The following is a 20653-nucleotide window of genomic DNA, read 5'->3' as shown; positions in this document are numbered from 1 at the left end:
TAAAATAACACAGGAATATAAAGCAAAGAGCTTTATAATATATTAAGGGAGGTTTTTACCATGAAGAAAAAAATTTTAGCAGCAGTATGTTGTGCATCTATGATCGGATGCCTCGCAGCAACACCAGTATTAGCAGATGAGACAGTTAAGGCTGACGGAGATTACAAAATTGCACTTATCACAATGGACTCTGTAGACCAGCATTGGGTATCTCTGAAAGAGGGTGCAGAGGAAGAAGCAAAAGCTGATGGTGTTACCGTTGACTTCATGGCACCGGACGTAAAAGACGATGCAAAACAGATCGAATGTATCAACAATGCAGTAGCTGGTGGATATGATGCTATCCTTGTAGCAGCTAATAGTGAAGATGCAGTTTCCGGTGCTCTTCAGGAAGCAGTTGATGCAGGAATCAAGATTGTTTATGTTGATTCTCCTGCAAACGTAGAAGCAGAAGCTACATTCTCCACAGATAACAAAGCTGCTGGTAAAACAGCTGGTGAAGAAATGATCAAAGCTCTGGAAGACAAAGGAATTAAAGATGGAAGCATCGGTATCGTAAATATTAATACTTCCACAAATTCTACTATCCAGCGTGAAGAAGGATTCAGAGAAGCTCTTGAAGGAACAGATTATGAACTTCTTGAAACACAGTACTGTGAAGGTGATGCTGCAAAAGCTCAGACAATAGCTGAGAACTATATCACAGAAGGTGTTGTAGGTATCTTTGGTGCAAACGAAGGTGCTGCTACTGGTACTGGTAATGCAATCAAAGCATCCGGAAGCGACGAAATTGTCGGTGTTGGTTTTGATAAATCTGATACACTGAAAGGTCTTATCGAAGATGGATATCTTGTATGCACAATGGCTCAGAACCCGGATCAGATGGGTAAACTTGGTGTTCAGGCTTGCATCAAAGCTCTCAATGGCGAAGATCTTGGCGGCGAAGTAACAGATACAGGTGTATCCGTACTTACAAAAGAAGCTCTTGCAGAAGACGGTGCTGAAGAAACAGAAGAAGCAGCTGACACAGAAGAAGCTGATGATGCTGAAGAAACAGAAGAAGCAGCTGAATAATTATCAGACCTGATTATATGTAATAAGTGAATATAGGCCGTCGGTTTTTTCCGACGGCCTGTTTCAGGATTAATGAGACTTAATAAGGAGACAGAGGACATGAAAAGATCAGAAATTAACAAAGCTTTAAAAGAACTGGAAAAAATGATTGCAGATCATCAGTATTATCTTCCGAAATTTGCAAATTTCACACCGGAAGAATGGAAAACAAAAGGCCATGAATTTGATGAGATCCGTGATAACATGCTTGGATGGGATATTACCGACTATGGCATGGGAGATTTTGATAAATATGGATTTTCCCTGTTTACTATTCGTAACGGAAATATTAAAATGAAAGATAAATATAAGAAACCGTATGCAGAGAAATTCCTTTATCTGAAAGAAGGACAGTATGCGCTGAATCATTTCCACTGGTATAAGATGGAAGACATCATCAACAGAGGCGGCGGAAATATTCTGATCCGTGTATATAATTCCCTTCCGGATGAAGAAATCGATAAAGAAGGCGATGTTACCGTACATATCGATGGAGAAGTTCAGGTCGTTCCGGCTGGTACACAGGTAAAACTGGAACCAGGTATGAGCATTACGATCATGCAGGGAATGTATCATGACTTTGAAGTAGAACCAGGAACAGGCCCTGTACTGATTGGTGAAGTAAGCCAGTGTAATGACGACAATATTGATAACCGCTTTAATCCACCAGCAGGAAGATTTCCTGAGATCGAAGAGGATGAGCCACCATATCGTCTGCTCTGCAACGAATATCCGGAAGCTTCAGAAAAATAAGAATGTTTGTGAGATGACGCCGGAAGTATATTCCGGCGTTATTTAATATATGGCAGAAAGAGGTAGTTATGGTCAAACTCGTAGTAGCAGATGACGAAGAACGTGTATGCAGACTGATCGTGGCACTTGGCAATTGGGAAGAACTTGGAATTAAGGTGGTTGGTACTGCTGCAAATGGAATCCAGGCACTGGAACTTATTCGTAAAGAAAAAACAGATATTTTAATCACAGATATCAGAATGCCGGGCCTAAACGGACTGGAACTGATCGAGAAAGTTCGGGAAATATCACCGGATATAAAAATTATGATCATCAGTGGTTATGCGAATTTTGAGTATGCCCAGAATGCACTGAAACAGGGAGTGAGTGACTATCTCCTGAAGCCGATCAACAAAGATGCACTCAATGAATCACTGGCCAAAATGGTACATCAGATAGAAACTGAGAGAAGAACAGATATGGCGTTTCAGGATATCCAGAATGAACGGCGGGAAGAACTTATCAAGCTCAGAAATATGCTCCTTCATGATCTGTGTCATGACAGATCTCTTGGACTGTCGGAAGATATTCTGCGAGAGAAATATTATCTGAATGTACAGCCGGGGCTGTATCAGGTCCTTGCGATCAAGCAGGATGCTGAAGGAAACGACAGCAAAGAGGATACCATAGAACTGATCTGGCATAAGATGGAAGAAATCCTGCAAAGAGAGATCACCAAAGAATGCTATGATTTTGTAACGGCTATTGAAGGGGAATATCTCTACGGACTTATGAATTATCCTGCCAGAAACAGTGAGAAAATCCGTAAGATAGTGCGCAGCTGCTTTAATCAGATGCTTGCAAGAAACGATTATCTTGGAAAAACACAGCTTTCACTGGGCCTTGGTTCCTCTGTTAAAGAGGCAGAGAACATTAAGGGTTCTTTTGTGATTGCAAATCGTTCACTTGCTGAACGATTACTTGAGGGAAACAGCAAGATGCTGGAGGCGGATGCTTCCAATGGTGTTCTCTATGAGAAAAAACTGGTGGATAAATTCACCAGAAATCTGGGAAGTGCGCTCCAGACACTGGATGTAGAAGAAATCAGAAATACGATAAATGTTATATATAATGAAACAATGGAAACACCGGGGGTTCATGGCTGGGAGATCCTTGAAATGATAAGGCAGTGTGGAAGCATTTTTATCATGCGGCTTGATGTACCGGATAAGGCGGAACTTCAGAAGGAATTTGATAACAAATGTGATAATTGTGTAACTGTAAATGCATTGTTTACCTGTCTGCTTGATTTCATGCTCACCAAAGTAAACCAGATGATCGCACTTCGTGAAGAGGATTCTGTGAGACCGGTACGACTGGCGAAGCAGTATATCCACAATCATTATCAGGAGCAGATCACCCTGGAAGAAGTCAGTGATTATGTAGGACTGACTCCGGCATATTTCAGCGTGATGTTTAAGAAGGAAACAGAGATTGGATTTGCCAAATATCTGATCAACGAAAGGATTGAAGGTGCAAAGGATCTTTTGCGAGAATCTACATTGTCGGTTGCAGACATATGCAGAAAGGTTGGCTATAATGATCCGAAGCATTTTACGAGGCTTTTTGAAAAAAATGTCGGTGTGAAGCCCGCGGTATACAGGAAACTGTATGGATGATGAAATGATCTGGATGGATCAGGATGACTGAAATATTTGGAATGACTGAGATGGTGATAACATGAAGAAATATAAAGAAAAATTCCGATATCTGGATGCAAGGCTGAAAATATCTTTTGTTGTGGTTTGCATTCTCTCTTTTCTGCTTGTTCTGTGTCTGGACAGGGAGTGGATCTTTCCAGAGGGATTCTGGAAGATAGCTATGATTTTTCTTCCATTACTGTTAGTGGGATTTACATATCTGTGGATTTGGAAACCATACAGAAGGCTGACCAATCAGGTGCAGCGTTTTTCAGATGGCTATATATCGCTGGCAGATCTGACCGATGTAGAGGTTGCCATTTCACCGGAATTTGAACGTATGGCACGTCATATGAACAAGATCGTTACGGCAACGAGAACATTGGATATGTCGAAGCGGCAGGCACAGTACAGGGCACTGCAGAACCAGATCAATCCACATTTCCTTTATAATACATTGGAAGGGATTCGTAGTGAGGCGATCATGGCAGGACTTGATAATCTGGCAGATATGACAGAAGCACTTGCAATCTTCTTCCGTTATACCATCAGTAAGGTAGAGAATCTTGTTACAGTTGAAGAAGAACTGGAAAACTGTGCAACGTATTTTAAGATTCAGCAGTATCGTTTTGGCAGCAGAATCCATCTGGAAATCGAACAGGATGAAGAAGACTGGGATGACATTCTTCACTGCATGATCCCGAAGCTGACTTTGCAGCCGATTCTTGAGAACAGTATCATTCATGGAATCGAGCTCAAACTGGATGAGGGAAAAGTTACGATTTCCATATCCAGAACGAAATCTCGTCTTCTGATCAAAGTTTCGGATGATGGCGTTGGAATGAATCGTGAGACACTGGATAAACTGAATGCAAAACTGGGTTCCAAGGAAGAAGAGGTAAAGAATTATACGCAGCCGGAAAAAGGCGGCGTGGCACTTGTCAATGTAAACAATCGTATTCATCTTATTTTTGGAGAGGAATATGGAATGCATGTATATTCGCTTGAAAATATGGGAACCAGTGTGGAATTATCCATTCCGGTCATTTATAATGAAAATGAACTGAAAAAGAAGGATAAATAATGAAAAAAGAAATTCTTCGTTTGCAGGATGTTACATACAAAAAACAGAATACGATTATTTTTCGAAATATGACTTTTAATATACTGAAGGGTGATATCATGGGGATTATTCCGATGAATTCCTATGGGATGGATGAGCTCCTGGATGTGATTGTTAATAACCTTCCATTGTATTACGGATATGTTTATTATCAGGATAAGTGCGTAAACTCATGGAAAGAGGAGAAGCACAGTCGCAACAGAATATGCCTGATTGACAGTGAGACTTCGCTGGTTAATGGTCTTGATGTTCTGACCAATGTATTCACTCTTCGTACAGGATTTGGACAGGAAATATTGAATGAAAAAATGCTGGCTATGCAGCTGCAGCCATTTATTGATGAACTTGGAGTTTCTATTGATCCATTTATGTCTGTGGAAAAGCTTTCTGCCTATAAAAGAGTTATGGTAGAGCTTCTTCGAGCTATCGTAGCAGGATATCATCTTATCATTATCCGGGAGATCAGCACTGTTATCAGTGAAGATGAGCTTGAAAAACTGTTTGACACCATGCGGTATTACACAGGTAAAGGATTTACTTTCCTTTATGTATCGTATCACTTTGAGGAAATACAGCAGGTATGTACCAGAGCAATTCTGATGTCGGAGGGAAGTATTAATCTGATATTTGATAAAGAACAGATAAAAAAAGGGATCAGTGAAGATAATTATATTGATTATTATAATCATGTAAGCCAGCGTCTTCTGTACAGAGCACGTGGAAATGTTCCTACAGCGGAGTCACGGAAAGAAGTTCTTTATGTACGTGATATGTCAGGTAAATACCTGGAGCACTTTCAATTCAGTGTCTATAAAGGCGAATGCCTGGTAATTCAGAGTCTGGATACCAGGATGTATAATGAATTTTTGGAGATACTGGAAAAGGAAGGCGGGTTCAAAGATGTTGACATGCTTGTCGAGGGTAAAAAAGTATCAGATTACCGGACAAGAAAAATCGCATTTATGAAAGAAGAGGCAACCCAGACGATGCTTTTTGATGACCTGACAGTACGGGATAATATTTGCATAGGTCTTGATAGAAAAGCACCGAACATCTGGCTTAAGAAGAGAATCCAGAAATCTGTCCAGGAAGAGTATTATCGTATTTTCGGGGAAGATATCTTTGACTGTTATATAAATGAACTGAGTGATGAACAGAAGACCAGAGTAATTTATATGCGAATTCTTCTGGAAAAACCTGAAGTGGTATTTATGGTACAACCGTTTAAACATGCCGGTACACCACACAGGATGCAGGTGTGGGAATTACAGACACTTCTTCTTGAGAGAGGGATTTCTATTGTGATCCTGGCGATGAATATGTCGGATTCACTGACAATTGCGGACAGGGTAATACGAATCAGCCGTGTGGATGGAAAAATGACAACTAAAGAGTTTACATACAATCAGTTTTCAGAATTACCAATGTCATTGCCTTGGGTTGGTTTCTTTGATGAACTAAAAAATAACGGGGAGGAAATGTAAAATGGAAGTAATTGCGGGAATTGATATTGGAGGAACCAAATGTGCGGTTTCCTTTATCCATATGAATGGGGATGAGGTAGAGTTTTTGTCAAAGGAAAAAAGACCCACGGATGAATCACATCCAGATGAGATGGTGCAGTCGTTTGTGAATGAGATTGCAGAAAAACTGAATGATCATCCGGACTGGGAGCTTGTCTCCATCGGAATTTCCTGTGGCGGTCCGTTGGACGAAGAGAAGGGACTGATCTTATGTCCGCCAAACCTTCCGCACTGGGATCATACAGATCTTTTTACACCGCTAAAGGCAAAGTTTGGAGATGTGCCGATCATGCTGCAGAATGATGCGAACGCATGTGCACTGGCAGAGTGGCAGCTTGGTGCCGGAAAAGGATGCAGAAATATGATTTTCCTTACATTTGGTACCGGTCTTGGAGCAGGACTGATTCTGAATGGTGAATTATACAGTGGTACCAATGGTATGGCAGGAGAAGCAGGACATATACGTCTGGCAGAAGATGGCCCGGTAGGCTATGGCAAGGCGGGGGCTTTTGAGGGATTTTGCAGTGGTGGCGGAATTGCACAGCTGGGTCAGGTGATGGCTGAGGAAGCCCTCGACCGTGAGGAAATTCCTTCATTTTGCCAAAGTAAAGGAGAACTATTTAAAGTTAATGCCAGAACTATAGCAGAGGCTGCCGAAAAGGGAGATCCTCTGGCACTAAAGATATATGATATTGTTGCGGACAGATTGGGGCAGGGACTGGCAATACTGGTAGATCTTTTAAATCCTGAAAAGATTGTGATCGGTAGTATATTTCTGAGACAGGAGAAGCTTTTAAGACCGCGAATGGAAAAAATACTGAATAAAGAGGCGCTTGATCAATCTCTGTCAGTGATGGAAGTGCTTCCGGCAGGATTAGGAGAAAAACTTGGTGATTATGCGGCTGTTTCTGTGGGCCTCCGTGCATATCAGAAAAAATAGAAAGGGTAATATAATGAATGAATTAGAAAGACTTATGAAAAGATATCCTCAGCTCGTGGGATGTCGTGAAGCTATTACAGAGACATATCAGGTGCTGGAAGAATCTTTCAGAAATGGCGGCAAACTTTTGATCTGTGGAAATGGCGGAAGTGCTGCGGACAGTGATCATATCGTCGGTGAGCTGATGAAGGGATTTAAGAAGCAGCGCCCGGTTCCGGCGGATATGAGAGAGAAACTGGGAGAAGATCTTGCGGATCATCTTCAGGGAGCACTCCCGGCAATTTCCCTGGCAGGTCACGCGGCATTATCCACTGCATTTCTCAATGACGTAGCACCGGATATGGTTTTTGCACAGCAGGTTTATGGATATGGCAATGAAAATGATGTGCTGCTTGCAATCACAACATCCGGTAATTCAGGAAATGTTTTGCATGCGGTAAAAGTGGCACAGGCTAAAAATATGAAGACGATCGGTCTTACGGGACCGAAAGGCGGTAAGCTTAAAGAAGCAGCAGATACTTGTATCTGCGTTCCGGGAAGCTGTACAGCGGATATTCAGGAACTGCACCTCCCTGTGTATCATGCACTGTGTGCAATGCTGGAAGAGAGGTTTTTTGAGTAAAAGGATTTAAAATGTTTTTTTAGAATGGTGCCAATGTTGGTGGATATATAGAAAAATATCTGGATGAATTAAGACATCTTGTTTCTCAAAGATGTACATTTGCTACAGATGGAAGCTTTATCAAACCATGTTTCTTCAAACACGAGTCATCAGCTGTAGGTGCAGCACTGTATTTTGTAGATAAATTTATTGAAGAAATCTAAGGAGGTATAATTATGGAATGGGCAGAAAATTTTAAGGGATTACAGCATATTGGTATTCCAACTAATGATATGGATAAAACTGTTGAGTTTTATAAAAAAATTGGATTTGAGGTAGCACATGAAACAAAGGATGGAGATGTGAGAGTTGTATTTTTGAAGTTCAGGGATCTGATTTTGGAAACATATGAAAATAAAGAAGCAGCATTGTGTGACGGTGCAGTGGACCATATTGCATTTGATGTTGTTGATATTGAAGAAGCATATAAATTTATTACCGGACTGCAGATCAAGATTCTGACAGAAATCACCTTCCTTCCGTTCTGGGAAAAAGGAGTAAAATTCTTTATAGCGCAAGGACCAAATTTGGAAAGACTTGAATTTGCTCAGCATATAAAATAAAGTAATCATCAGCCCTGATAAAGATTGATATCAGGGCTGATTAAGGTTATAATTGAATTACAATTTGCATTGCATATTTATAACACAAGGAGGTATTTTTATGGGCAAAAAGAAAGCAATAGCAGCTGGCCACATCTGTCTGGACATCACCCCGGCTTTTAAGAGCAAGGAAGAAAAATCTATCAAAGATCTTTTCAGACCGGGACAGCTGATCGCGATGGATGCGGCCAAAGTAAGCCTTGGCGGTTCAGTATCCAACACTGGGATCGGTATGAAACGTTTGGGCGCGGATGTAGAACTTATGGGAATGGTCGGCAATGATGCATTCGGTCAGATGGTTCTCAATGAACTGGAGAAATATGGTATTTCACCGGACAGTATGATTGTAAGAGATGGTGTGGGTACTTCATATTCAGTAATCCTCGCTCCGGCAGGAATCGACAGAATATTCCTTCACTGTTCAGGAGCTAATGATACATTTACGCTCGATGATATTGATCTTGAAAAAGTAAAAGAAGCAAATCTGTTTCACTTTGGATATCCGTCGCTGATGCGCATGATGTATATCGATGGAGGTAAAGAACTGGTACGTCTTCTGAAAGCAGTACATGAGTTGGGAGTTGCGGTATCTGTTGATATGGCGATGTTTGAAGAAAGTACTGAGGCAGGAGCTCAGGACTGGAATGAAGTTCTGAAATCAGTGATTCCATATATTGATTTCTTTGTACCGAGTATTGAGGAACTTTGTATTATGCTGGATCGTGACCGTTATCATGAATGGAATGAAAGAGCGCAGGGAGCTGACGTTACAAATTTCCTTGATATCGAAAAAGATGTCAGACCATTGGCAGATAAACTTCTTTCTTACGGAGCAAAAGTGATTCTTATCAAATGCGGAACTCCGGGTATCTATTTCCGCACAGCTGATAAAGAACAGCTTATTAAAATCGGTGGTGGAATCGGAGAAGAAATCGCAGATTCATGGTCCGATCAGGAAGCATTTGAAAAAAGTTATCTGGTTGAAAAAGATAAAGTCGCTTCCGGAACAGGAGCAGGAGATACAACGATTGCCGCTTTCTTAAGTGCTATACTTGCAGGAAAAGACTGGTCGGATGCACTTCATCTGGCAACAGCCACAGGAGCTCTTTGTGTACAGACATATGATGCGCTCAGTGGAATCATACCTCTTGAAGAAGTACAGAAAAAGATTGATGCTGGATGGGAGAAAAGAAAATAAATTTTTTTCAATTAATAGTTTTTTTAAAAAACTTTTAATTGAATTTATCCCTGATAGCTATTATAATTAAAGATAGTGATAAATAATTTTACAGGAGGAAACAAGATGTTAGTTAACATGAATGACGTGCTTTATCCGGCAAAAAAAGGCAAATACGCAGTAGGCCTTTTTAATGCAGTAAATCTGGAACTGGCACGTGGAATCATTGCAGCAGCAGAAAGTTCTCAGTCACCGGTCATCATGGGAACAGCGGAAGTACTTCTTCCATACGGACCACTGGAGGAGGTTTCCTATTACCTTATCCCTATGGCTAAGAAAGCAAATGTTCCGGTTGTTATCCATCTGGATCATGGTCTTAAGAAAGAAACCTGTCTGAAAGCACTGGAACTTGGATTCTCATCCATTATGTACGACTGCTCTACAGATTCTTATGAAGATAATGTAAGAAAAGTTAAAGAGATGGCAGACATCGCGCACTCTTATGGGGCAACCATCGAGGGTGAGCTTGGACATGTAGGAGATAACCCGGATTCTGCAGAGGGAAGCTCTCATATCAATCCGGCTGATTTCTATACAGATCCTAAAATGGCCAAAGACTTTGTTGACAAAACTGGTGTAGATGCTCTTGCAATCGCAGTAGGAACTGCTCACGGAGCATACAAACTTCCACCGAAACTTGATTTTGAACGTATTCATACAATTGCAAATACTGTAGATGTACCGCTTGTTCTTCATGGTGGATCCGGACTTACAGACAACGACTTCAAACGCGCAATTCAGGAAGGTATCAGTAAGATCAATATCTTCACAGATATCAACGTTGCAGCAGTAGAAGCTGAGTTCCGTAAATTCGAAACTATGAATAAAGGTATCATTGACCTGATCCCGGCAGCAGTAGAAGCTGTAAAACAGGAAACATTAAAGAAAATGATGCTCTTCTCCAGCAATGGAAAAGGCACATTAAATCAGCCATCCCAGGATGAGCTTGTAAAAGCTGTTGTTCAGGAAGTGCTCAGAGAACTTGGCAGGAAATAATTACATAATATAAAAAGGTGCGCCGTAAGGCGCACAACAAAAATACAGCAGGTGAATTGCTCACCTGCTGTATTTTTTAACTTTTTTGAGGGGGGAGATAGAGAGTGGTTATTCATCTATCCAAAATCTATTATAGGGAAGAAATATGTTCAAAGTGTGTACTAATTCTAAAAGAAATCTAAAAAGGGTAAAGAAAAATTAAAGAAAATCTATAATTTTTACAGCGTATTGTAGTTTCACAGAAAAAATGGTAGAGTGTAAACACCTGCTGAAAGTCAGCAGATAATATCATAGGGATTCCGGTTCCGGAAATCCATTTTCAAATGTCATTTCGACAACTATTCCAAAGAAGAAAACATAATAAGTTCAGAAAGGGGAGATGCCTATGCCCTGACAGATTTACATCCAGTTTACTTTGTTGAGAGAGGCTGCCGGAGAGGAAAAGGCAGCAAAGAGGAGTTCGCAGATGAATTTTAATATGAAAAACAGAATATGGAAAAATTTAAGTGCAATGAGTATGGCCTTTTTCATGACAGGAATGGTTCTTGGAGGATGCGGACAGACAACAGTTTATGCGGCAGAACTGGCGTATGAAAGTGTAGAATTTGAAGAGCATTCTGAAACAGAAGAGACAGGGATAGAAGAAGCCGGAACAGATGAATCTGATCCGGATGAAATACAATCAGAAGAAAATGCAGAAGAAACTGAACCTGAAGAGACGGAAGATTCCGAAGAGAAGGATCAGGATAAGGCCAATCTGTCTGATGGTAAATCGGAAGAAGAGGATAAAGAAAACGAGAATAAAAAGAAAACACCGAACTTTACGGTTAACGTAGTCACAGATGAAAGTACAGTAAAAGCAGGAAGCGACCTGGTATATACGGTGACACTGGAAAATACAGGTGATGTAATGTTGAAAAACATACAATTGCAGGCATTGTTTTCAAACCAGAATCTGCAGGGCGAGTGGTCCGGGGATAATTTAGAACAGCTGGATGTCGGGATAAGGAAAGAGCGGTATCTGACAGTGAATCTCCCGGAGGAGCAGGAAGTGGCTGTTTCTGTGAAAATTCTAGCATCTGCAGAAGTAGAGATGACAGAAGCAGATACGGAGGATGCCGTAATCAACAGAGAGACATCCCTTGATACAGAAATTATCCCACTGGAAGCATCTTTTGAAGTGACGAAAACGGCTGACCGTTCCGTTGCAGTGCCTGGAGATAAGATTCTGTTTCAGATCTGCATTCGAAATACCGGAGAGCGGACACTGCATTCTGTAGTTACGACAGAACGCTTTCAGCTTGGAAATGTACCGGTACAGTTTTTAGAAAAAGAGGGGGTGGTTCTGAATAAGTCAAAGACAAAAGCAAGGATCGAAAGAATTGAACCGGGCAAAGCAGCAGGCCTGCAGGCAATGGTAACATTGCCGGAAAACCTAAAAGAACAGGAACTTTTGAATGAAGTAACCGTGACGACACTGGAGACTGGGGAACAGGTGATGACTTCTCAGGCAAAAATTCAGATCAGGGCGGTTGAAGAGGTGGAAACAGAAGATGCAGACAGAATGTCTGTGGATATGGATAATAGTGCGGTTTCCCATACGGGAGAGAGTTATCCGGCTTCTACACATCCAAAAACCGGAGATCCGTACCAACCGTTTCTGTGGCTGGCAATGATCCCCGGTTCTATGCTGGCTGCGGGCTGGATCCGCAGACGGATGTAATTACAATTACAGAATATCGATATGTTCTCCGGCAAGTGCTTTGTTCATACTGCGGACAGCACAGAACTTACCGCACATACTGCAGGTATCACTGTGGTCATCTTCCGGAAGACGGTCATCACGGATAGCTTTGGCTGTTTCCGGATCAAGAGCACAGTCAAACTGTGCATCCCAGTCAAGGACACGGCGGGCATCTGCCATCTTGTCATCGATATCTCTTGCATGCGGGATTCCTTTGGCAATATCTGCCGCATGGGCTGCAATCTTGGAAGCAATAATTCCCTGTTTGACATCTTCTACATTCGGAAGAGCCAGATGTTCTGCTGGTGTTACATAGCAGAGGAATGCGGCTCCGTTCATGGCTGCAACAGCACCACCGATCGCAGCAGTGATATGGTCATATCCAGGTGCGATATCTGTAACGAGAGGTCCGAGTACATAGAATGGCGCTCCCATGCAGATGGTCTGCTGAACTTTCATGTTGGCAGCAACCTGATCAAGCGGCACATGACCTGGTCCCTCAACCATGACCTGTACGTTATGAGCCCATGCACGTTTGGTAAGCTCTCCAAGACGTACCAGCTCTTCAATCTGGCATACATCAGTGGCATCAGCCAGACAGCCAGGACGACATGCATCTCCAAGAGAAATAGTAACGTCATGCTCTTCACAGATGTCCAGAATCTCATCGAAGTATTCATAGAACGGATTTTCTTCACCGGTCATGCTCATCCATGCAAATACAAGGCTTCCACCACGGCTTACAATGTTCATTTTACGTTTGTGTTTTTTGATCTGCTCGATGGTCTTTCTTGTGATTCCGCAGTGGAGAGTAACAAAATCAACACCGTCCTCAGCATGAAGGCGAATTACGTCGATGAAATCATGAGCAGTCAGTTCAGAGAGATCACGCTGATAATGAATGACACTGTCGTATACCGGAACGGTTCCGATCATTGCAGGACACTCATGTGTCAGTTTCTGGCGGAACGGCTGTGTATTGCCGTGGCTGGAGAGGTCCATGATCGCTTCTGCACCGAGATCTACTGCTTTCATAACTTTCTGCATTTCGATATCATAATCTTTGCAGTCTCTGGATACACCAAGGTTTACATTGATCTTGGTGCGCAGCATGCTGCCGACACCTTCCGGGTTCAGGCAGGTATGATGTTTGTTGGCACAGATCGCTACTTTACCTTCGGCAACCAGTTCCATCATTTTTTCAACCGGCATGTGTTCTTTTTCTGCAACAGTTTTGATCTGAGGGGTTACGATGCCTTTGCGTGCGGCATCCATCTGTGTTGTATAAGTTGTCATATGGTATATTCTCCTTCTATGTAAATGATAATTTTTATTGTGTTTTTCCAAGGGTGTGGTCCAGTGGACCAGAACCATGTCCGAGATCCAGCTGTGCCTTCAGGGCATCAGTCAGATACTGCTTGGAACGGCGCACAGAATCTTCAAGAGAAAATCCTCTGGCAAGATTTGAGGCAATCGCACTGGAAAGTGTGCAGCCGGTGCCGTGAGTATTTGAATTGTTGATGCGTTCACCATGCAGCCAGATGCCATGTCCGTTTGTATAAAGAAGGTCATTTGCATCGTTGATGCGATGGCCGCCTTTCAGAAGGACAGAAATGTGAAAGCTTTCATAAAGTTTGTGAGCAGCTTCTTCCATAGAGTCAGCATTTGTGATCTGCAGTCCGGTGAGCGCTTCAGCTTCTGGAATATTGGGTGTGATGATCTCTGCAAGAGGAAAGAGTTCCTTCTGAAGTGTTTGCTCGGCATCTTTGTCCATCAGACGATGTCCGCTGGTGGAGATCATAACAGGATCCAGTACGATATGGTGTGCATGGTACTGCTGTAATTTGACAGCAACGTGATGCATGATCTCAGCGGATGAGAGCATGCCGATCTTAACTGCATCAGGAAAAATGTCAGTAAAGATGCAGTCCAGCTGGTTGTCAAGAAATTCCGGAGAGGTTTCCTGAATTCCGTAAACACCGGTTGTGTTCTGGGCGGTCAGAGCTGTGATCGCACTCATGGCATAGACTCCGTTCATGATCATGGTCTTGATATCTGCCTGAATGCCGGCACCACCACTACAGTCGCTTCCGGCAATCGTTAATACTGTTTTCATAATCGTGTTATTCCTTATTGTTTTGTTGAGATTTACAGTTTTTGCAGTTCCGTAAGAAAATGTCTGACGGCTTCGGCTTTGTTATCAGGTTTAAAAAGTCCGCTGACAACGGCGGCACCGGAAATCCCACTTCCTGCAAGAAGATAAAGGTTGTCAGCAGTAACACCGCCGATTGCAACAACCGGAATTTCTACAGCCTGACAGATCGCTCGCAGAGTTTCGACAGGAAGTTGTGTGACGTTGGTTTTAGTGGTGCTTCCGAAGACTGCACCGCAGCCTATGTAGTCTGCTCCGGCATTCTGGGCTGCAAGTGCTTCTTCGACATTATGGGCACTTCCGCCGATGATAAAGTCAGGCCCGAGAAGCTGACGTGCTTTCTGGATGCCCATATCAGAAAGTCCGACATGAACACCGGAAGCATTTGCTTTCTGTGCAAGATCCGGGCGGTCATTGATGATCAGTGGAACATTGTAACGTTCACATATTTCTTTTAAAAGGGCGGCTTCCTGAAGGATTTCTTCGTCAGAAGCATTTTTTTCACGAAGCTGGACACAGCTGACACCTGCGCGAAGGAGTTCCTCGGTAACGGATGCAAGTGTTTCATCGGGTTTCAGCCAGCTTCGGTCTGTAACAGCATACAGTTTCAGCTGTTCTGGTGATATTTTCATAGGTCTTTCTCCAATATCTGATCAGAATTTATGTTTCGAGGTGTACATTAATTTCTCTTCCAGTACATCAAAAAGATGTATATGAAAACTTCCAATGCCGGATTTTTCTGCGTCTGTTCGTCTGCCTGCTTCAAGGGCAGTTTCACGCCAGAGTGCTCCGGCGGCACGGACCGCATCAAATGCAGAAGTGTCCGTACACAGAAATAATGTGCAGAGTGCAGAAAGCATACATCCGCCACCGGTGATTCGTCGAATCCTGGAGTCACCGCCGGTCAGAATCTGTGTCTGCTTTCCATCAGATACCACATCCTCTTTGCCCGTGATCAGAACTGTGCAGTTGAGAAGAGATGCCGCCTGCCCTGCAATCAGACAGACATCACGTTCCGCCATCTGCAGGGAACTTTCTACACCGCCGTGTTTTTCAGGGCTGGCGGTATCCGAAAGAAGAGAACACAGAACAACGGCTTCTTCCTGATTACAGCGAACAGCAGTCAGATGAACGGCTTGAAGAAGTTTTTGCAGCTCTTTTCTTCGAAATGTGCTGGCACCGGCGCCGACCGGATCCAGGACGACCGGGTGGCCAAGGGCATTTGCCTTCTGTCCGGCAAGGATGCAGGCCTGTATTTTGGCAATGTCCGGTACTCCGGTATTCAGAAGGGTTCCATGACAGAAAGAAGTGATTTCTTCGACTTCCTGTTCATCCTGTCCCATTACGGCACTTCCGCCGGCTGCAAGCAGTAGATTGGCAACATCCTGCATGGTTACCGGATTAGTGAGACAATGAATCTTGGGAGCATTCTGGTGAATGCAGAAAGAAATTTCTTCTATATTATTAAGTGACATAAATTATCTCCTGGCGGCAAGAAATACCTGGCTTTTTTCAAAAACACGAAGCAGGATAAAGGCCAGTACACTTCCGGTAAATGTTGAGATAAAAAACGGGATCATGTATACGGTGAATCCGGCCGGGGCAAGTCCCATGAGAAGTTTGGCTACCGGATAGGCTGCAAGACCTCCGAGGATTCCGGTTCCCAGTGCTTCTGCAACACAGGTAAGACTTAATTTGCGGGTGAGTCGGAAGACCAGACCACAGCATAAGGCGCCAACCATGCTTCCGGGAAAGGCAAGAAGACTGCCGATTCCTAGCAGGTTGCGGATCAGACTTGCACAAAAAGCAATGCCGATTCCCCACCATGGGCCAAGCATGACTGCTGCAAAGACATTGACCATATGCTGGACCGGAGCACATTTGCTTCCGGCAACAGGAACGCTGATCAGACTTCCGGCAACAGCAGCTGCTGTCAGTACACCTGCAATGGCCAGTTTCTGAGTGGATGTTGTTTCTTTTGTGTTCATTTTGAGTAAACCTCCTGTTCTACCTGATGAGGGATGAGCCATTGACAGCTTCTTAAAAATCTGATAACAAAAAAGAAGATACCGCAGGGGTACCTTCGTTCAATGTGTCTGGTATTTCCCTACGTTGGCATTATCCAAATCAGGTTAAGGGTCGAAACCAATCAGTTTCCTCTCAGCCGGCTTCAGCCAGCTCCCCTATTTTGTAATTTTACTTTCCTATTATACTGCCAGTTAAAGAAGATGGCAAGACTATATTCAGTGATGTTTTGTAAAAAGCAGAAAAGCAGAAAAGGAAGACAAAATCTACAAACATTGAAAAGAGAATCTGTTTGTGCTATTCTGTAATGGAGTATATATCCCTAGGCAGAGGAGGACAATATGAAAGTATCAACATTATTGGAAGGTTTGAAATATATCTGTTGTCAGGGCAGCACAGAACAGGAAGTCTCTACAGTTGTATATGACTCCCGAAAAGTAGAAGAAAATTCCCTGTTTATCTGCATTCGCGGTGCGGTTGTAGATGGACACAAATTTGTACCGGATGTGATCAGGAAAGGTGCGAAAACACTCGTTGTTGAAGAAGAGGTAGAAGCACCGGAAGATGTAACTGTGATCAAAGTTGCAGATACCCGTTATGCGATGGCCTTTATTTCCGCTGCATATTTTGGACATCCGGCGGAGAAACTGAAAACGATCGGAATTACCGGAACAAAAGGAAAAACTACCACAACATATATGGTAAAATCCATTCTCGAAAATGCAGGATACAAAGTTGGACTGATTGGAACCATCGAAGCGATCATTGGAGAAGAATCCATTCCGGCATGCAACACAACTCCGGAATCTTATCTGGTGCAGGAATACTTTCGTAAAATGGTAGATGCAGGATGTGACTGTGTAGTTATGGAAGTTTCTTCACAGGGACTGATGCTTCACCGTACACAGGGATTTGTCTTTGATTATGGTATCTTTACCAATATTGAACCAGATCATATCGGACCAAACGAGCATAAGGATTTTGATGATTATCTCAGATGCAAATCTATGCTGCTCCAGCAGTGTCGTGTGGGAATTGTCAACAGAGATGATGAACACTTTGAGAGAATTATCGAAGGTCATACCTGTCAGCTGGAAACTTACGGATTTTCTCCGGAAGCTGACTTGCGTGCAGAAGATGCACATATGGTAGGCGGCAAAGGATATCTAGGTATCTCTTATCAGCTGAAAGGACTGATGGAATTCCCGGTTGAAATTGATATTCCGGGTAAATTCAGTATTTATAATTCACTGACTGCAATCGCAATCTGTCGTCATTTCAATGTATCACAGGAAAACATCATCAAGGCACTGAAAGTGGCGAGAGTCAAGGGTCGTATCGAGGTGATCAAAGTTTCTGATGAATTTACATTGATGATCGACTATGCACATAATGCAATGGCACTGGAGAGTCTGCTTACTACATTAAGAGAATATCATCCGCATCGACTGGTCTGCCTGTTTGGCTGTGGAGGAAACCGTGCAAAATCCCGCCGTTATGAGATGGGAGAGGTCTCTGGCAGACTGGCAGATCTGACGATCATCACATCCGATAACCCGAGATTTGAAGAGCCACAGGATATCATTGATGATATTAAGATCGGCATCAGTAAGACGGATGGAAAATATGTCGAGATCTGTGACCGCAAAGAAGCGATTGCCTATGCAATCCATCATGGAGAACCCGGAGATATCATTGTTCTGGCAGGAAAAGGACATGAAGATTACCAGGAGATCAAAGGTAAGAAGTATCCTATGGATGAAAGAGTCCTGATCGCAGAGATTCTTCAGGAGGATAAAGAAAGAGCAGATAAATGATCTACGCGGATATCATTGTGGATATATCCCACGAAAAGCTTGACCGCAGTTTTCAATACAGAGTTCCGAAAGAACTGGAAGCAGAGATTCAACTGGGAATGGTAGTGACCATTCCCTTTGGAAACGGTAATCATGAAAGAAAGGGATATGTGACAGGCCTTTCTGACAAACCGGCATTTGATATATCCAAAATGAAAGAACTTCATGGAATCTGCAGCAGTGAGGAGACCACAGAAGAACGCCTGATTGCACTTGCGGCATGGATGAAGAACCGATACGGTTCTACAATGGTACAGGCGCTGAAAACGGTTCTTCCGGTCAGGGAAAAGGTCAAAGCAAAAGAAAAACGTTATATAGTACTGAATATGGATGTGGCAGCGGCAGAGCAGCTGGAAGCGGAACTGGAGAGTGGCAGATGCAAAGCCAGGGCAAGACTGGTTCGGGCGCTTCTGAAAGAGAAGAAACTGGATTATACAAAAGCGTCTAGAGAACTTGGGATGACAGCAGCTGTGATAAGGCCGCTGGTGGATCAGGGTGCAGTGCTGGTGACACAGGATGAAGTCTATCGAATGCCGGTAGACGGTTCTGATATTCCACGGGAACAACTGTCCATGCTTACAGAGACACAGGAAGCTGCGCTGTTGCAGATTCAGGAAGAGTGGAAGCAGGAAACACCACGTCCGGTTTTGATCCATGGAGTGACTGGAAGTGGAAAGACGCAGATTTATATGAAACTGATTCAACAGACAGTGAATGAAGGAAAACAGGTTATCGTACTGATTCCGGAGATTGCCCTGACTTATCAGACAGTCCGCAGGTTTTATGGATGGTTTGGGGATAAAGTTTCTGTGTTGAATTCCAGACTTTCACAGGGAGAGAGATATGATCAGTTCAAGAGGGCAAAACGTGGTGAGATCCAGATTATGGTTGGCCCCCGTTCGGCTCTGTTTACACCTTTTTCCAGACTGGGTTTGATCATCATTGATGAGGAACATGAACAGACATATAAAAGTGAAAACAGCCCAAGATACCATGCAAGAGAAACGGCAGAATATCGTGCACAGATGGAAAATGCCCGCCTTGTCATGGGCTCGGCTACTCCATCACTTGAAGCGTATACAAAGGCAAAAGACGGAGAATATCGTCTGGTAAAGCTGGAAGCACGCTATGAGGACCGGCCGCTTCCGGAAGTTACTGTTGTAGATCTTCGCGAGGAATTAAAAAACGGCAACCGTTCCATATTAAGCCGTAGTCTGAAGACTGCAGTTGAGAGGAGACTGGAGAGAGGAGAACAGTCAGTACTTTTTCTGAACAGAAGGGGATATGCCGGTTTTGTATCCTGCCGTTCCTGTGGGGAAGCGTTGAAATGTCCACACTGTGATGTGGCGCTGACAGAACACAACAACGGAAAGCTGGTCTGTCATTATTGTGGCTATGAACAGCCACGGGTGGAAAAATGTCCGAGGTGTGGTTCTCCGTATATCGGCGGTTTTAAAGCCGGGACACAGCAGATTGAGCAGGTTCTTCGAAAGACTTTTCCAAAGGCACGCGTTCTTCGAATGGATTACGATACAACGAGAACAAAAGGAAGTTATGAGAAAATACTGTCATCTTTTGCAGAACACAAAGCAGATATTCTGGTAGGTACGCAGATGATCGTTAAAGGACATGATTTTCCGGATGTGACGCTGGTCGGTGCGATTGCGGCAGATCTGTCGCTGAATGCTGCTGACTATCGCTGTGCAGAACGTACATTTCAGCTGCTGACACAGGCCGTCGGCCGTTCTGGCAGAGGGAGAAAAGCCGGTGAGGCGATCATACAGAGCTATCATCCGGATCACTATAGCATTCAGGCGGCTGCAAAGCAGGATTACGAAGCTTTTTACCAGGAAGAGATGGCATACCGTATGCTGATGGATTATCCACCGGCGGCACATATGCTGTCTGTGCTGGCATCCGGAGAAGATGAGAAGCTTCTGGAGCAGGGAATGGACTATCTTGCGAAGTTTGTAGAGCGCATTAGCGGAAAGTACAGAGTACATGTGATCGGCCCTGCATATGCATCCGTGGGAAAGGTAAATGATATCTACCGAAAGGTATTGTATTTGAAACACAAAGATGAACGTGTACTTCAGGACATAAAGAATAAAACAGAGAAATACATTGAAGTAAATTCCGGATTCCGGAAATTATATATTCAGTTTGACTATACATAAATATCAGGATCGCAAGAACAATTTGTTGTGGAGCAATCCGCAGTATTTATATGCACCACAAAAGAAGAAAAA

18 protein-coding genes and 1 riboswitch are annotated in these 20653 nt (G+C 43.2%); of the genes, 13 read left to right on the top strand and 5 right to left on the bottom strand.

Annotation, left to right across the window (positions count from 1 at the left end; all coding sequences use genetic code 11):
- Nucleotides 1-60 precede the first annotated feature (60 nt).
- The 11 genes from NQ503_RS14190 to NQ503_RS14140 all read left to right on the top strand — a co-directional run bounded on the left by NQ503_RS14190 (nucleotide 61) and on the right by NQ503_RS14140 (nucleotide 12350).
- The gene (locus NQ503_RS14190; RefSeq protein WP_005427990.1) at nucleotides 61-1074 is read left to right on the top strand and encodes an ABC transporter substrate-binding protein; all 1014 of its coding nucleotides are present in this window, start codon (nucleotides 61-63) and stop codon (nucleotides 1072-1074) included.
- Nucleotides 1075-1173: 99 nt separating this feature from the next.
- A complete protein-coding gene (locus tag NQ503_RS14185; protein ID WP_044926224.1) occupies nucleotides 1174-1866 on the top strand; it encodes a D-lyxose/D-mannose family sugar isomerase in 693 nt (230 codons plus the stop codon).
- A 68-nt stretch (nucleotides 1867-1934) separates the two neighbouring features.
- Nucleotides 1935-3524: a response regulator gene (locus NQ503_RS14180; protein WP_005427987.1), complete on the top strand. Its 1590-nt coding sequence runs from the start codon at nucleotides 1935-1937 to the stop codon at nucleotides 3522-3524.
- Nucleotides 3525-3585: 61 nt separating this feature from the next.
- A complete protein-coding gene (locus NQ503_RS14175) occupies nucleotides 3586-4629 on the top strand; it encodes a sensor histidine kinase (RefSeq protein ID WP_005427984.1) in 1044 nt (347 codons plus the stop codon).
- A complete protein-coding gene (locus tag NQ503_RS14170; RefSeq protein WP_005427977.1) occupies nucleotides 4629-6152 on the top strand; it encodes a hypothetical protein in 1524 nt (507 codons plus the stop codon). The genes NQ503_RS14175 and NQ503_RS14170 overlap by 1 nt, the downstream gene beginning before the upstream one ends.
- 1 nt (nucleotide 6153) lies before the next feature.
- On the top strand, nucleotides 6154-7131 hold the full coding sequence (locus NQ503_RS14165; protein ID WP_005427976.1) for an ROK family protein: 978 nt from the start codon (nucleotides 6154-6156) through the stop codon (nucleotides 7129-7131).
- 13 nt (nucleotides 7132-7144) lie between these two features.
- Entirely contained in the window at nucleotides 7145-7753 is a 609-nt protein-coding gene (locus tag NQ503_RS14160; protein ID WP_005427975.1) for a D-sedoheptulose-7-phosphate isomerase, read from the top strand.
- A 215-nt stretch (nucleotides 7754-7968) separates the two neighbouring features.
- Nucleotides 7969-8355, top strand: a complete 387-nt coding sequence (locus NQ503_RS14155; protein ID WP_005427974.1) for a VOC family protein — start codon at nucleotides 7969-7971, stop codon at nucleotides 8353-8355.
- A gap of 100 nt (nucleotides 8356-8455) precedes the next feature.
- The gene (locus NQ503_RS14150; protein ID WP_005427972.1) at nucleotides 8456-9592 is read left to right on the top strand and encodes a carbohydrate kinase family protein; all 1137 of its coding nucleotides are present in this window, start codon (nucleotides 8456-8458) and stop codon (nucleotides 9590-9592) included.
- 105 nt (nucleotides 9593-9697) lie between these two features.
- Entirely contained in the window at nucleotides 9698-10627 is a 930-nt protein-coding gene (locus NQ503_RS14145) for a class II fructose-bisphosphate aldolase (protein WP_005427971.1), read from the top strand.
- A gap of 466 nt (nucleotides 10628-11093) precedes the next feature.
- Complete coding sequence (locus tag NQ503_RS14140) at nucleotides 11094-12350, top strand: COG1361 family protein (RefSeq protein ID WP_005427970.1); 1257 nt, start codon at nucleotides 11094-11096, stop codon at nucleotides 12348-12350.
- A gap of 6 nt (nucleotides 12351-12356) precedes the next feature.
- Here the strand turns inward: NQ503_RS14140 and thiC are convergent, their stop codons facing one another.
- Genes thiC through thiW form a run of 5 tightly spaced genes read right to left on the bottom strand, consistent with a single transcriptional unit; the run spans nucleotide 12357 to nucleotide 16511 of the window.
- Nucleotides 12357-13667: a phosphomethylpyrimidine synthase ThiC gene (gene thiC, locus NQ503_RS14135; protein WP_044926295.1), complete on the bottom strand. Its 1311-nt coding sequence runs from the start codon at nucleotides 13665-13667 to the stop codon at nucleotides 12357-12359.
- A gap of 34 nt (nucleotides 13668-13701) precedes the next feature.
- On the bottom strand, nucleotides 13702-14487 hold the full coding sequence (gene thiD / locus NQ503_RS14130) for a bifunctional hydroxymethylpyrimidine kinase/phosphomethylpyrimidine kinase (protein WP_173908651.1): 786 nt from the start codon (nucleotides 14485-14487) through the stop codon (nucleotides 13702-13704).
- A 32-nt stretch (nucleotides 14488-14519) separates the two neighbouring features.
- A complete protein-coding gene (gene thiE / locus NQ503_RS14125) occupies nucleotides 14520-15155 on the bottom strand; it encodes a thiamine phosphate synthase (RefSeq protein WP_005427966.1) in 636 nt (211 codons plus the stop codon).
- 21 nt (nucleotides 15156-15176) lie between these two features.
- A complete protein-coding gene (thiM, locus tag NQ503_RS14120; RefSeq protein ID WP_005427964.1) occupies nucleotides 15177-15998 on the bottom strand; it encodes a hydroxyethylthiazole kinase in 822 nt (273 codons plus the stop codon).
- A gap of 3 nt (nucleotides 15999-16001) precedes the next feature.
- Nucleotides 16002-16511 (bottom strand): energy coupling factor transporter S component ThiW, encoded by a 510-nt coding sequence (gene thiW, locus NQ503_RS14115; protein WP_022389179.1) that lies wholly within the window; start codon nucleotides 16509-16511, stop codon nucleotides 16002-16004.
- Between the two features lie 99 nt (nucleotides 16512-16610).
- Nucleotides 16611-16718, bottom strand: a riboswitch (TPP riboswitch).
- A gap of 171 nt (nucleotides 16719-16889) precedes the next feature.
- Between thiW and NQ503_RS14110 the strand changes: the two genes are divergently transcribed.
- Complete coding sequence (locus NQ503_RS14110) at nucleotides 16890-18365, top strand: UDP-N-acetylmuramoyl-L-alanyl-D-glutamate--2,6-diaminopimelate ligase (protein ID WP_005427956.1); 1476 nt, start codon at nucleotides 16890-16892, stop codon at nucleotides 18363-18365.
- Entirely contained in the window at nucleotides 18362-20581 is a 2220-nt protein-coding gene (gene priA, locus NQ503_RS14105) for a replication restart helicase PriA (RefSeq protein ID WP_005427955.1), read from the top strand. Before NQ503_RS14110 ends, priA begins: the two co-directional genes overlap by 4 nt.
- The last annotated feature ends 72 nt before the right edge of the window (nucleotides 20582-20653 follow it).

The organism is Blautia obeum ATCC 29174, assembly GCF_025147765.1.
GTDB classification, from domain to species: Bacteria; Bacillota; Clostridia; order Lachnospirales; family Lachnospiraceae; genus Blautia_A; species Blautia_A obeum.
The sequence above is the reverse complement of the archived record's forward strand: the minus strand, read 5'-3'. Positions and strand labels throughout refer to the sequence as shown.